This window comes from Massilibacterium senegalense, from assembly GCF_001375675.1.
GTDB classification, from domain to species: domain Bacteria; phylum Bacillota; class Bacilli; order Bacillales; family Massilibacteriaceae; genus Massilibacterium; species Massilibacterium senegalense.
This window is the reverse complement of the sequence record NZ_LN831785.1, coordinates 260164-273986: the sequence shown is the minus strand read 5'-3', so window position 1 is coordinate 273986 and position 13823 is coordinate 260164. Positions and strand designations below refer to the sequence as shown.

At 34.1% G+C, this 13823-nt stretch carries 16 protein-coding genes; 15 read left to right on the top strand and 1 reads right to left on the bottom strand.

Annotated features, from left to right (window positions below; translation table 11 throughout):
• Nucleotides 1-80: 80 nt before the first annotated feature.
• Nucleotides 81-416 (top strand): hypothetical protein, encoded by a 336-nt coding sequence (locus tag BN1372_RS15345; RefSeq protein ID WP_187118388.1) that lies wholly within the window; start codon nucleotides 81-83, stop codon nucleotides 414-416.
• Nucleotides 376-723: a transposase gene (locus BN1372_RS15800; protein WP_074018101.1), complete on the top strand. Its 348-nt coding sequence runs from the start codon at nucleotides 376-378 to the stop codon at nucleotides 721-723. Before BN1372_RS15345 ends, BN1372_RS15800 begins: the two co-directional genes overlap by 41 nt.
• On the opposite strand, the gene BN1372_RS02055 is transcribed toward BN1372_RS15800, so the two are convergent.
• Nucleotides 702-1181 carry a hypothetical protein gene (locus BN1372_RS02055; protein ID WP_062197222.1) on the bottom strand — a complete coding sequence of 160 codons (480 nt, stop codon included), beginning with the start codon at nucleotides 1179-1181 and terminating at the stop codon, nucleotides 702-704. The genes BN1372_RS15800 and BN1372_RS02055 overlap by 22 nt on opposite strands.
• 1215 nt (nucleotides 1182-2396) lie before the next feature.
• Here BN1372_RS02055 and BN1372_RS02040 point away from each other — a divergent pair.
• The 13 genes from BN1372_RS02040 to BN1372_RS01980 all read left to right on the top strand — a co-directional run bounded on the left by BN1372_RS02040 (nucleotide 2397) and on the right by BN1372_RS01980 (nucleotide 13797).
• Nucleotides 2397-3188: a DUF2935 domain-containing protein gene (locus tag BN1372_RS02040; RefSeq protein ID WP_062197219.1), complete on the top strand. Its 792-nt coding sequence runs from the start codon at nucleotides 2397-2399 to the stop codon at nucleotides 3186-3188.
• Nucleotides 3189-3291: 103 nt separating this feature from the next.
• Nucleotides 3292-3546 (top strand): YqkE family protein, encoded by a 255-nt coding sequence (locus BN1372_RS02035; protein ID WP_062197218.1) that lies wholly within the window; start codon nucleotides 3292-3294, stop codon nucleotides 3544-3546.
• 245 nt (nucleotides 3547-3791) lie between these two features.
• On the top strand, nucleotides 3792-4343 hold the full coding sequence (sigY, locus tag BN1372_RS02030; RefSeq protein ID WP_407656427.1) for an RNA polymerase sigma factor SigY: 552 nt from the start codon (nucleotides 3792-3794) through the stop codon (nucleotides 4341-4343).
• On the top strand, nucleotides 4324-4644 hold the full coding sequence (locus tag BN1372_RS02025) for a DUF5345 family protein (protein ID WP_062197216.1): 321 nt from the start codon (nucleotides 4324-4326) through the stop codon (nucleotides 4642-4644). Before sigY ends, BN1372_RS02025 begins: the two co-directional genes overlap by 20 nt.
• Nucleotides 4641-4865: a transcriptional regulator gene (locus BN1372_RS02020; protein WP_407656426.1), complete on the top strand. Its 225-nt coding sequence runs from the start codon at nucleotides 4641-4643 to the stop codon at nucleotides 4863-4865. The genes BN1372_RS02025 and BN1372_RS02020 overlap by 4 nt, the downstream gene beginning before the upstream one ends.
• Nucleotides 4862-5053, top strand: coding sequence for a PLDc N-terminal domain-containing protein (locus BN1372_RS02015; protein WP_062197215.1), 192 nt, complete (start codon nucleotides 4862-4864; stop codon nucleotides 5051-5053). Before BN1372_RS02020 ends, BN1372_RS02015 begins: the two co-directional genes overlap by 4 nt.
• 39 nt (nucleotides 5054-5092) lie before the next feature.
• Nucleotides 5093-5995: an ABC transporter ATP-binding protein gene (locus BN1372_RS02010; protein WP_062197214.1), complete on the top strand. Its 903-nt coding sequence runs from the start codon at nucleotides 5093-5095 to the stop codon at nucleotides 5993-5995.
• Entirely contained in the window at nucleotides 5992-6768 is a 777-nt protein-coding gene (locus tag BN1372_RS02005) for an ABC transporter permease (RefSeq protein WP_062197213.1), read from the top strand. The genes BN1372_RS02010 and BN1372_RS02005 overlap by 4 nt, the downstream gene beginning before the upstream one ends.
• A 588-nt stretch (nucleotides 6769-7356) precedes the next feature.
• A complete protein-coding gene (locus BN1372_RS02000) occupies nucleotides 7357-9588 on the top strand; it encodes a helix-turn-helix domain-containing protein (protein ID WP_062197212.1) in 2232 nt (743 codons plus the stop codon).
• Nucleotides 9589-9796: 208 nt separating this feature from the next.
• A complete protein-coding gene (locus tag BN1372_RS01995; RefSeq protein ID WP_062197211.1) occupies nucleotides 9797-10933 on the top strand; it encodes an acyl-CoA dehydrogenase family protein in 1137 nt (378 codons plus the stop codon).
• A 16-nt stretch (nucleotides 10934-10949) separates the two neighbouring features.
• Complete coding sequence (locus BN1372_RS01990) at nucleotides 10950-11807, top strand: 3-hydroxyacyl-CoA dehydrogenase family protein (protein ID WP_062197210.1); 858 nt, start codon at nucleotides 10950-10952, stop codon at nucleotides 11805-11807.
• Nucleotides 11808-11823: 16 nt separating this feature from the next.
• The gene (locus tag BN1372_RS01985; RefSeq protein ID WP_062197209.1) at nucleotides 11824-12603 is read left to right on the top strand and encodes an enoyl-CoA hydratase/isomerase family protein; all 780 of its coding nucleotides are present in this window, start codon (nucleotides 11824-11826) and stop codon (nucleotides 12601-12603) included.
• 12 nt (nucleotides 12604-12615) lie between these two features.
• Nucleotides 12616-13797 (top strand): acetyl-CoA C-acetyltransferase, encoded by a 1182-nt coding sequence (locus BN1372_RS01980; protein WP_062197208.1) that lies wholly within the window; start codon nucleotides 12616-12618, stop codon nucleotides 13795-13797.
• Nucleotides 13798-13823: the final 26 nt, after the last annotated feature.

The following is a 13823-nucleotide window of genomic DNA, read 5'->3' as shown; positions in this document are numbered from 1 at the left end:
AAAAGCAAAATTGATTTATCGCTTGATATGGTAAATGAATGACTAACAGTAAATAAGCCGACTTATTTACTTTGTGATGGGTGGTATACATCCCAAGCCATCATCGAAACTGCGCTACAACAAGGTATCCACACAATGGGTGCGTTGAAAAAAATCGCATTTTGTATCCAAATGGCATCCGCATTCAAGCAAAAGATTTTGCCAAGTATATACAAAAAGAAGAAACCAGTCTCGTGACGATTGGTCAAGAAACGTATCGGATGTATAGATATGAAGGCACATTAAACGATTTAGCGAATGGCGTAGTCTTACTTTGTTGGTCCATTGATGATGAGAAATTAGATCCAAAGAAAATGTGGTGTTCCTTAAGCACAGATGTTGAGCTTAAGGACCGAACAAATCTTAACGTACTATAGTCATCGCTGGCGTATTGAAACTTACTTTCAACAAGTGAAAGGACAATTAGGTTTTCAAGGATATCAAATAAGAAGTCGACGAGCCATCGAACGTTTCTGGTTACTTGTACAATTTTCCTATCTGTTTTTCAGTGATTTATACGGCCAATGCTTTACGCAGACCATTCATTTAGTCCGGCGTGATACATTTATGCGTATCTTTGAGTTTGTACACACAGCTACAGGTAGCACAGGGTACCCTTCATTTATTTTTGTATTTAAATATGCTCATTTAGAGTTAAATATTTATTTTATCGATTTTAAATGAATTATTGAGTCAGTAGGCGTTTTTTTATTATTTTTAATGATAATAAAATCACCGTATTGGCGAGAAAGCTCTAAATACTGAAAAACTCGGTTATCCTTAACAAAAACGAGTAAATTTATACTATCTGAGTGCTCAATATTAGTTGGATACTTCCATTTAAAACCCAATTGTCTACTTATCTCATCACCTTCAGTGTACGGATGAAAAATATACACTTTATCCCATTTTAAGTTTGTAACTTTATTAAAGTCTAATTGATTGGGATTATTCTTTAATGATGTAATAATATTTTCTTTAAGTTCATCTCTACCTTTTGTGTCGATACTGTTCCCTTGAAAAAAGAAAAATATTATTGCCAAACCTAAAAAAACAGATAAAATACCAATTTTCTTTTTCATGTTATCACTTTCAAATAAATTTTTACTAATTTGATATAAAATTCTTTTTAAATTTACCATTAGTACAGATAACCTTTAGTTATCTCCGCTTTTATCTTACCCTACATAGAACGTTCTAGTTTCCGAACATTCCGAACAGATAAAAATTAACTGGTGCCACGACGGAGAGACCCATAGATAAATAAGCGTAAAATAGAGTCTGAGAGAACTCGGACGAGCGGAAGTTAATTATGATACATATTTAGTTGAAGAACCTTTTTCGCTTTTTGTATTGTATCATAATTATTTATACTTCTTTGAATATATGAACTCAGTAATTGGAAGTGTAACAAATGTAAAACTAACCACAATTAACAAAGGATAATTCTCAATATCCCTCAAATTTGATACACATTCAGAAAGGAACAAAATTAAACTTGCCAAAATCATCAACACAAAATACCCTATCTTTGCACTTTGAGTTTTAATATGCCTATCTAATTCGCCTTTTTTTCCACCACCTTCTTGGTTTCCCCAATTAATCCAATTTAAAAAATATGATAAGGCAAGAAAACTAAAAAATATAGATCCCCCATAGTGGTCCCTAAATTTCTCGCGATATCAATTGCTAACTGTAAACTCAGGTCATATTTGTTATTCTCCATTGTTAAGGTGGCTTACCTTTAAGTTGCCATATACAAATTTATTTTCAGTACATCTACTACTCAGAGAAGACATATGAGGAGTGTTGTTATGACGTCATTATGAAAGAAACTAGAGTCATTGAATCCCCATATGATAGAAAACTGTTAGTAAGTGAAGTGGAATAGTGAAACAAAAAATTATCTACACTGCAGCAAGACCAGATCAACCAGTGCATAATTTTCATTTTGATCTCTCGTTTTGTGAACTAATCATTTTAGAAAAAGAGAAACATCCTCCTACTCATATTCAAGTCAAGGACTTTATAGAAGATACCCATGTTTTTTCAACAAAGAGAAGGAAGATGAAAGTTTGTCAAGTTGTCTGTCTATGTTGTTTTTGAACTTTAAAGCAGACATAGTGGACAATATACTTAATGGAACAGAAGAAGTAAGGTGAGTAGATGAAAGAAAATGAAAAGTTTTTTGAATAAATTTGTTTCATCTACCCTTCAAAGGACACAAAGGAAGAGTAAAAGCTCTAAGTGTCTTTTTTTCATTTCACGAGAGAGAAGTGGAATAGGCACGGGATGCATAGAGATAGAAAACATGACATATTTTATAGAAGAGAGTGAGGATAAGAGGAGGTTCGGCGATGGATAAAATTGTTGCGAGGTCTTTAGATGAAATTACATTTTGGTCTAGGATTATGAAAGAGCATGCTTTTTTCTTAAGTTTAGGTTTTACATATGAACAGAAACAATTGATAGAAGAAGCACAACGATTTATTACTATTTTTGAACAAATAGAAGAACAGGTAACGAAGTTTACGGTCAATGATGAGTTTGTGAAAATTCAAGCTTTTAATAATCAAGTGCATCAAGCGGCGGTTGCGATTTGGAACTATAAAAGAAAAGTTTTAGGTTTGACGTTACGATGTAAAATTCGGTCTAATAACTATCCTTTATTAGTGGAACATATAAGTAGAGAAGCAGCTTATTTTGCTAATCGATTAAAAGAACTGAATGAAGGGAAAATGGCACCTAAACCAGAGGCAATCATTAAAGAAAATGTGTTCTTTTTAAAAATTATGGCAGACCATGCTAAATTTATTGGGCATCTATTAGATCCTTCTGAAAGAAAATTAGTAGACCAAGCGAGAGAGTTTAGTCACGATTTTGATCAATTAGTGTTCCAAGCGATAGACTTAGAATTAATGTGGCCACAATCAGAAGTTCAACCTATACTAAGTCAGTTTTTGAATCAAAATAAAGTATCTGTTGTATCAATAAGAAATTTTAAGAAAACAGCAAGAGAATTAATCGAAGCATGTCGTATTAAAAGTAATATTCACCCCTTATTAGCGGATCATACATTTCGAGAAGCAGAAAGGTTTTTAGAGATTATTGATTTATACGAACAACACCTCCAAAAGAAACAAAAGTAAAAGGACGTTATCTTACACGTAGTTGATTTAAGAAAGATCGATATAGTTAGGACGAACAAATGATTCAAACAGATGGATAAAAAAGTGCGATAAAAATGGTATAATGGTGCTAAAAGTAATGGAGAGATTGCAAGTGAAAAAACGTAAAGATGATGGATCTATTACATTAGGCGATATGTTGAATGAACAAATGATGAAGAAATTAAAAAATAAGAAAAAAGATTTAACAGCACAAGAAAAAGCCCAGCAAGAAGCGGAAGAAGAAAGAAAAAGAAAAGTGCGAATCGAGCGGGAGAAAAATAAAAGTTTTGAAGAGTTATTGAGTGAGAGCGAATTAGATTGGAAAGATTTTAAGTAATGAGTTTGAATCATATTAGGAAGAACATATGGACTGTTTCTAATAGTCTGACTGTACAAAGTATCCCGTTTAAAATGGGTTATTGTATAGTTCGATTTTTATATTAGAGACGGTCTTTTTTATTTCTTTTAAACGATTCGATTCTTTGAAACGTATAATCATTGAAATCAAATAATGTAAGATGTAGCTCTAGTGGATAGGTGTAGTATTAAAGGAAAAAATATGTAGAAAGGAGAATGCTAGATGTGCAAAAGGAATTAGAACAGAAGTGGATTGAACAGGCACAAAAAGGTAATCAAGATGCTTTTGCAGAGTTATTTCAACTACACTATTCCTTTTTATATAAATATTTGTTAAAAGTGACGATGAACCGAGAAATGACAGAGGATCTTATACAAGAAACGATGTTGAAATGTTACGACGGAATTAAACGGTATGATGGTCGTTCTAAATTTTCTTCATGGCTTATTACAATTGCTACTAGGTTATATATTGATCATTTACGAAGAAGAAAAACAGAACGAGAATGGATGAAAAAAGAAAAAACGTCACTTATTAGACAGTTACGATGGAAAACAGAAAAAAATAACATTCAGTGGTTTGTTGTAATGGAATTATTAGCGCAAATGAAGGAGGATGTCCGATTAGCGATTTTGTTAAAACATTATTATGGATTTACAAATGACGAGATTGCTGCGATGTTGAAAATGAAAGTAGGTACGGTGAAATCAAAAATTCATTATGGATTAAAGGTGTTACGAAAGGAGTTGACAAAGGATGAATCAGAAAGAGGATAATGTAAAACAATTGTTTGAGGCGTTGCACATGTTAGACGAAATGACAAAAGTAGACATTCCAACAAAAGAGCAAATAAAAACTATGACCATTCAACATGAATCGAAGCAACGAAAAACATTTTTAAAAGAGTTCATTTTATATTTATTCATTGCTTTTATTTTGTTAATGATTCTGATGATGCTCTTAGTTCAATTACCACTTATCTTTTTTATTATTCAACTACTGTGTCTTCTCTTCTTGCCACTTCTAATTAGAATAGAACGCGATAACGATAGGGTGAAAGAGGAGTTGTATTCATGAAGATGAATGTCATTCCAGGTGTCAGTATTGTTTTGCAATTAGTAATTGTTGCAATCATTTTGTTAGTACAAGGAACTACATTATTTATTTTAGCGAAAAAGAGAGGGAAGAAAGCATGGCTATGGGGACTGATTGGTTTAATTCAGTTTCCGTTACCAACAATTTTTTATTACTTTATCGTTGTGAGACCAACAAAGAAAAAGGGGAGTGAGGGAAAATGACTGAAATTAACTGGACATTATTTGCACCAATCATCGTTTTACAATTTATTTTACAAATTATTGCACTTGTTAATTGTTTGAAAACAATAGAACTTCATGGTCCAAAGTGGATATGGATTTTCATTATTTTAGTTGGTGGTATTTTAGGGCCTGTTTTTTATTTTACCCTTGCGCGGAGAAATATATAGGAAAGTTCGCTAAACACCTATACGATGGGAGGACAAAATATGCTACTAGAAGTGAATAATTTACAGAAACATTTTGGGACTTTTCAAGCAGTAAAAGGAATCACCTTTTCCATTGATAAAGGTCGCACTGTTGCATTACTTGGTCCAAATGGTGCGGGAAAAACAACGACTTTGCAAATGTTAGCAGGTCTTTCCGCGCCGACAGTGGGGACGATTAAACTAAAAGAAATGGAAAAAGAAGATCGTAGGAAATATATCGGCTTTTTACCGCAATACCCAAATTTCTATGAATGGATGACAGCTGAAGAGTTGTTATACTTTGTTGGTCAATTATCCCAAATAGAAAAGCGATCGCTATCAAAGAAAGTACTCAATATGTTGGCGAAGGTTGGGTTAGAACATGTTGCTAAGAAACGTATTGATGGCTTTTCAGGTGGAATGAAGCAACGTTTAGGTATTGCTCAGGCGCTATTACATGAACCAGATTTGATTTTATTAGATGAACCAGTTTCGTCATTAGACCCAGTTGGTAGACGAGAAGTAATGAACCTTATTCGTGAATTAAAAGATGAAACGACTATCTTTTTTTCGACCCATGTGCTTCATGATGCAGAAGAGATTTGTGATGATATTTTAATCATGAAAGCAGGTATGATTGAAGTTTCAGGGAGTTTGCAACAATTAAAAAAGAATCACGATAAAGTTACGTTAAAAATAAAAACAGTTGCGCCCATTGATGAATGGCTCCCGACATTTGAAGAAAAAGTAAAGGTTTTTTATGACACACCTTATGAGGTTCGTTTAACAGTACAAGTAGATGTAAGTGAACAGGTAAAACGACTATTGTTAGCAACTATTTTACAAAATAATCTTATATTAGAACGGTTTGAAGTAGTAGAAAGTTCGTTAGAAGATTTATTTTTAAAGGTGGTGCAAGGATGAAAACGTGGCTCGTTTTATATAAGAAAGAATTATTTTCTTTTTGGCGTTCTTCCAAATGGCTTTGGCTACCGATAGTGTTTACCTTTTTAAGTGTTTCACAGCCAATTAGTTTATATTATATGCCTGAGATTTTGAAATCATCGGGAAATTTGCCAGAAGGAGCAGTGTTTGAAATTCCGATACCACTTGGGACAGAAGTGATGGCTGGTGTGCTTTCGCAATATGGCACAGTTGGTCTTGTTATTATTGTAGCAGCGGTAATGGGAAGCATTTCTTCGGAAAGACAGCGAGGTACAATGTCATTATTGATGTCTCGGCCAGTATCATCATTTCAGTTTGTGACGAGTAAATGGGCAGCTGAAGTATCTTTATTGTTTATTACACTAGTATTTAGCTATGGATTTTCAGCTTATTATACAAATTTATTATTTAGCGATGTCTCGATAGAGTTGTTTTGGAAAAGTTTTTTTATTTATTTTATTTGGGTCTGTTTCATTGTTACAATCACAGTTATTGGAAGTATTTTATTTAAAAGTAATGGAATTGTGATGGGAGTATCCATTAGTATTATTGCTTTATTATCTCTTTTAGACAATTTTTTCGAAAAATATATGAAATGGAGTCCGTCTCTTTTATCTACACAAGCTTCATCGGTATTGGTAAATGGAAAGGTATCAGATTATTTTTTTCTTAATATTTTTAGTTCCCTCACAATCATTATTGTTTTATTAGCTGGTGGAATTTTTATGTTTAAAAAGCAAGAAAAATATTAAAACTTTTTTGATAGTTGGCTAAAATCATATTATATCAAATGTTTCGGGGACCCTATTGTAAAAACATAAGGGTTCCTTTCTTTTATCATTTATAATAATGGTAGAGGTCCATGAAACGGAATGGGAGTTTGAAGCTCATTGTTACTTTTTTACTTTTGACGGTTTCGCTAGACTAAAGATTATTAAATGATTTTTATGGAAGGAGGAAGATTGGTTTTCTAGTCCTTTCTCTTGTCATGTATTAGCTATTTATGATTTAAGCCACCTTTAAAAGATAATAAATCCACTAGAGAAACAAAGGTGATAGATGATGTGGAGTATTTTAAAGGAAACGGGAGCACAGTCGCCTTTGATGGACATCTCATATATGAAAAAGGAAAATAACAAAGATCTTTTCTTATAAGCACTTAATGTACCACGGAAAAAGGGGAATAAAGCAATCTTCCACCACTAAAGGAAGATTGCTTTTTTTATTCCATGTACTTCTTTCTTACGGTATAAAGCGAGTAAAAGAAAATTAACAGACAATAATAAATTCACCCTTAGCATAAGATGTAATAAAAAGTAAAGAAGTGAGGGTGCCATTTTATGAAAAGCGTTCATAAACGTCATCAATTAGTGGAAAAGTTAGAATCTCATTTGCGCTATACTGCTAGACATCTTATAAAATTTGATTCGTTAGAAGAAACATTACATTATATTATTAATTCTTTTTGGGTAGAATTACCGTGCGATTTAGTGGCGATTATTTTGAAGGAAAAGAATGTTTTAAAACTAAAGGTTGGAAAAGGGGGAAGCCAACAATTTGAACAAGCTTTTCCTCTTTCTTTACAAAAGTGTTCGACAAATATTCTTGAAGAAGGTTGGAGTATTGAAAAAACAAGAGATGGAATACAGTGTGATTTCCATCAATTAATGGATGAAGAAGAGATATCTACTTGGTTTACAGTACCTTTAAAAGATGATGGAATAAGCATTGGTTTTTGTGTAGTTGGGTTTCAAAATTTCGTTCCTTTAATTGCAGAAACGGAAAGAATTTTTGTTGAATTTGGAAAGGATATTGCTGCATCGATTCAACTTGCACAAAATAAAGAAATAGATAAAAAGAAAATGGAAGGTCTAAAGTGGTTTAATACTCATTTATATCCAGGGTCCCCCATTGAGCAATTAGTCGAAAAAGTGGTGGAAATGGCTTGTATGACAACAGGGGCAACATCAGCCAATGTTTACTTGTATGATGATAAGAAGAATTGTTTTTTCTTTCAACCTCCTTCTAAAGGTAGTTTGAAATTTCCTGAAAAGATATGGGTAGGAGATAATTATGATTTATATGATCATTTTCCTTATTTAGAAAAGATAGCGGGGAAAGAGTTGACTATTCCGATTATAGTGAATTTAAAGACAATCGGTGTGTTGCATCTTTTTAATAAGCTAAATGGAAACTTTATAGAGGAAGATTTAGAGTTATTAGAATTTTTATTAAGACATGTTGCTACTTTATTAGAGAATGCTCGCTTATATGAGATAGAAATTGAATTGAAGCAACAACTAGAGAGGGTTATTGACTATCAAAAGGAATTGGTTAAACAAACGTTATATGGAGAAAGTCTTGATGCTATCTCACGTACACTTGGAACTATTTTTACTCAAACGACTATTTTATTTGATCGTTTCTTTCGTCCTATCTCTTATTCTTTTTCAAACACTGATAACACTCACCTGCAAATGCTCATTAAGCAAATTCAACAAGATGGACAAAACATAAAAAAGATTAAAAAAAGAGAAAGATGGATGGATGATCCTTTAGGTAATAAAGATGCCATAGGAATTTGGCCTGTCATCGGCGGTGGAGATTTAGTAGGGTATTTAGCTGTACATATAAATAAAGAAGAAGTAGACGATGTATTTAGATTGACAATCGAACATGCATTAAGTGTATATGCGATTCAATTTATTAAACAAAAAATTGCCATAGATACAAAAGAACAAGTGAAAGGAAGTGTGGTCAATCAACTCTTTCAAGAAAAAATGGAAAATCAAGATAAAATTATTGAATATGCTAGTTTGTTTGAATGGGATTTATTTAAGCCCCACCGAGTAGCTATTGTCTCTATTCAAATAGAGAAAATGGAAAAGGGTTATTCCATTAATTTACTTGACCTTGAAGCCCAAAAAACTGCCGTATGGGAACAAGTAAAAGAACATTTATCAATATTTGATTCGGATATGATGCTGACGCGTAATGGGGATGAGTTTATTCTAATTGTCCCGGTATCAAAAGAAGAAAAAGGTAGGAAGTGTTTTTGGAAATCTATTTATAAGTATATGAGTCAAATATCTTTAAATGAAAAGAAGGTTCAATATGTTTTTCTTGGAATTGGAGGGAAGACTGCGGGATTAACTGATTACTATATTAGTTATAAACAAGCCCAATATGCACATCATATTGTTAAAAAACATCTCTACGATAAAGGATTTTCATTTTTTGAAGATTTAGGTTCTTATACTTTATTTGATAATTTAAAAGATCCATTAATCGCGCAATTATTTATTGAAACTTATCTAGAGCCACTTATTCATTATAAAGAAGGAAAAGGAGCCGATCTTTTTACTACATTAAGACAGTATACTTTTAATAATGGAAATTGGAAAAAGACGATGGAATCTTTATTTATTCATCGAAGTACATTAAGGTACCGGATGGAACGGATCAAGGAGATTCTCCCTTTTGATATCGATAGTGCTGAAAATAGATTAAATGTAATGATTGCGTATAAGCTTTTTGATTTATATTATGAAGATTCATCAAATAAAAATTAAAGGTAAGTCATTTAAAATCAGGTCTTTCATTTGAAAGGCCTGATTTTTTATTTCTAAAAATGATAAGTTGATTCGTCCATGTAGGACTAAAAACGAGAGAGATGTTCGTACATTATGAACCTATAAGTGTAAAGACATCGGTTTTATAATCAAACTAACAAAGTTGAAAACAACAAAATAGAAAGGCAATCGTTTGGAGGGGATAATCATGGATTTTAATTTATCAGATGAACAACAAGCTATTCAATCTTTGGCAAGGGATTTTGTTAATGGAGAAATTATACCTCAAGCTAGAAAGTATGATGAGGAAGAAAAATTTCCAATTGAAATTATGGATCAATTAAGAGTGTGTGGTCTGTTTAATTTGGCTATCCCAGAATCATACGGTGGACCAGGAATAGATAAGATTTCTCATGCGTTGATTGTGGAGGAACTTGCTAGGGGATGTGCAGGCATCACAACATCAGTAGAAGCTAATTCTTTGTCTTCTTATCCACTTCTTGTTGGCGGAGATGAGGATTTGAAAAAGGAATACCTTAACCGTTTAACGATAGACGGAATGTATGCTTCCTTTGCTCTCACTGAACCGCAAGCAGGAAGTGATGTGAATGGTTTATCCACCACTGCTAGAAGAGTTGGAAACGAGTATGTACTTAACGGTGAAAAATGTTTTATTACAAATGCTAGTCATGCTAATTTTTTTGTTGTTTTAGCCAAACAACATCATCATGATGGTTCAACTCATTTTACAGCATTTGTTGTTGATCGAGAGCTAGAGGGAGTCGCAATAGGAAAAAAAGAAAAGAAAATGGGAATTCGCGCTTCAGACACAGCATCTGTCATTTTTAATGATGTACGAGTCCCTCTTAAAAATCGGATTGGCGGGGAAGGAGAAGGATTTACGATTTTTATGAAATCCCTTTCCCATGCTCGACCAATGGTAGGTGCCCAATCATTAGGAATAGCTCGTGGTGCTTATGAAGAAGCGTTGCATTATTCCAAAGAGCGGAAACAGTTTAATAAACCAATAGCTACGTTTCAGTCCATACAGTTTATGTTAGCTGACATGGCGATGAATATTGAAGCGGCGAGATTACTTGTTCATAAAGCCGTTTTTCTGTTACAAGAAGGCAGACCTTCTATTACAAGTGCTTCTTATGCGAAATGTTTTGCTGCTGATACCGCTGTAAAAGTAGCGACAGATGCAGTGCAAATATTTGGAGGTTATGGATATATTCGCGAATACCCAGTTGAAAAGTATTATCGGGATGCAAAAATCATGCAAATATATGAAGGGACAAATCAAATACAGCGTGTTGTGATTGCTAAGGAAATTTTATCTTAAATGGGGAGGAATAAAGATGAATAATTTTAAAATAGGTGTTGTAGGTTCTGGAACGATGGGTGGAGGAATTGCTCATTTGGCAGCATTGTCTGGATTTCAAGTGATTGTTTGTGATATCGAACAAAATTTTCTTGATAACGCTTTACAAAGAATGCAGTCCTTTATGGATAAAAGCATTGCAAAAGGGAGAATGACAGTAGAAGAAAAGGAAGCTGTTTTGGGACGAATCACATGTACAACTAATTTAGAAGAAATGAAAGAAGCAGATATTGTTATTGAAGCCATTATCGAGGATTTAGAAGCGAAAAAAGAATTATTTACACAGTTAGATCAAATTGTTCCGGAAAATACTATTCTTGCTACTAATACATCATCTATGTCTATAACGGTTATTGCTGAAGCGACGAATAGGCAGGAACGGGTGGCGGGACTTCACTTTTTTAATCCTCCACAAATTATGAAGTTAGTAGAAGTCGTTAGAGGATATAAAACGAGTGATGACACGGTTCAAAAGTTAATGGAACTTTCTAGACAATTAGGAAAAGAGCCGATTGAAGTAAAGAAAGATACTCCAGGATTTATCGTGAATAGAGTGATGATTCCTCAATTTATTGAAGCAATTCGATTAGTAGAAGAAGGAGTAGCTTCATATGAGGATGTGGATAAAGCGGTGAAATTAGGACTAAATTATCCAATGGGTCCTTTTGAACTTCAAGATTTTGCAGGGGTTGATATTGGTTTATCCGTTATGGATTATTTTTATGAAGAATTCAAAGATGACCGATTTGCAGCTCCGATGTCTATACGTCAAATAGTAAGGGCAGGAAGATTAGGCAAAAAAACGGGTGCTGGTTTTTATGATTACAATAAGTAGAAAAGAGGGAATGAACATGAATTTGGAATTATTAGAATGCGTCATTGAAAATAATATTGCATTGGTTTCGTTGAATCGGCCTCCTTATAATCCATTAAATTGGAACTTATTCAGTGAATTGTCGCAACTTATGGATGAATTAGAAGAGAATCCTTTAGTTAGAGCAGTTATTATAACTGGGAAAGGGAATCGGGCCTTTGCAGCAGGGGCGGACATTAGAGATATGATGGATTTAAATGCATCGGATATTTTAGCTAATAATGAAAAGTGTCGCGCTACTTTTTTAAAGATGGAGCGTTTATCGAAGCCTATTATTGCGGCTGTGAATGGATTAGCGTTAGGAGGAGGAGCTGAGCTTACTTTAGCTTGTGATGTAAGAATTTGTTCAGACACCGCTAAATTTGGATTCCCAGAAATTAATTTAGGTATTATTCCAGGGGCTGGTGGAACACAACGTCTTCAGCGAATTGTAAGTCAAACAGTTGCAAAAGAGTTGTTATATTTTGGGGAAATGATTACTGCAAAAAGAGCCTATGAAATTGGTTTAGTGAATAAAGTAGTGCCACTTGAATCATTACTTAATGAGGCGAAAGAGTGGGCGCTAAAATTAGCAGAAAAACCGGCCATAGCTATGAGAATGATGAAGCTGTCTGTAAATTCTGGAGCAAAGGTTGATCTCGATTCTGCTTTAGATTTAGAACTAGCTTGTTTCGGAAATACATTTGCAACGGAAGATAGAAAAGAAGGGATGCAGGCCTTCATTGAAAAGAGACAGGCAAAATTCCAAGGGAAATAGGAGGAGGATGACATGGGAAGAAATGAAGTGGTTTTAATTGATGGAGCACGGACGGCATTTACAGAATTCGGAGGTTCCTTTTGTCGTGTATCGGCTATTGATTTAGGAGCTGCTACCACAAAAGAAGCAATAAAACGATCAACTATTCATCCACAAGAAATTGATCAAGTTGTAATGGGCAATGTCATTCAATCAAGCGCGGATGCCATTTATCTCGGACGTCATGTTGGACTTAAGGCTGGAGTTCCAACAGAAGTACCAGGCTTAACTGTGAACCGTCTTTGCGGTTCAGGATTACAATCGATTATCACTGCAGCTCAGTCTATCTTGTTAGGAGAAGCTAATGTAGTGCTTGCAGGTGGAACAGAAAATATGAGTCAAGTCCCTCATGTCATTCGAGGTGCTAGATGGGGGATTCCCTTAGGAAAAAACCCAATGAATGATTACTTATGGGAAGCACTGTATGATCCTTATGGTGATTGTACGATGGCAATGACCGCTGAGAATATTGCTGAAAAATATGAGATATCTAGAGAAGCAGTAGATGAATTTGCCATAAAGAGTCATGAAAAAGCGCTAACTGCAATGGAAAAAGGATATTTTAAAGAAGAAATTGTCCCTGTTACAATCAAGACAAAAAAAGGTGAAGTGGTAATTGTGAAAGATGAACATCCACGAGCGACCTCTTTAGAATCAATCTCAAAGTTACCTGCTCGTTTCAAAAAAGATGGAGTGGTAACAGCAGCAAATGCAAGTGGAATGAACGATGGTGCAGCAACAGTTGTTCTTACTTCTGCTAACTATGTTGAAAAAAGAGGAATTCAACCATTGGCACGTTTAGTGTCCTGGGGGATTACAGGTGTCGAACCGAAGTTAATGGGATTAGGACCTGTATCCGCGATTCAACAAGCATTAGAAAAAGCAAATATGAGAATAAGTGATTTAGATTTAATTGAAATTAATGAAGCATTTGCTGCGCAATACTTAGGGTGTCAAAAATTACTCGATTTTGATCCGAAATTAGGAAATGTGAATGGTGGTGCAGTTGCCCTAGGACATCCGCTAGGCGCAAGTGGAACGCGGATTTCTCTTTCTTTACTTTATGAATTACGACGAAGAGGAAAAAAATATGGCGCATCGTCTCTTTGCATCGGTGGAGGCCAAGGAATCGCATGTATATGGGAAGTGTTATAAGAATTAGGAAAGGAAGGTGTTAGAAA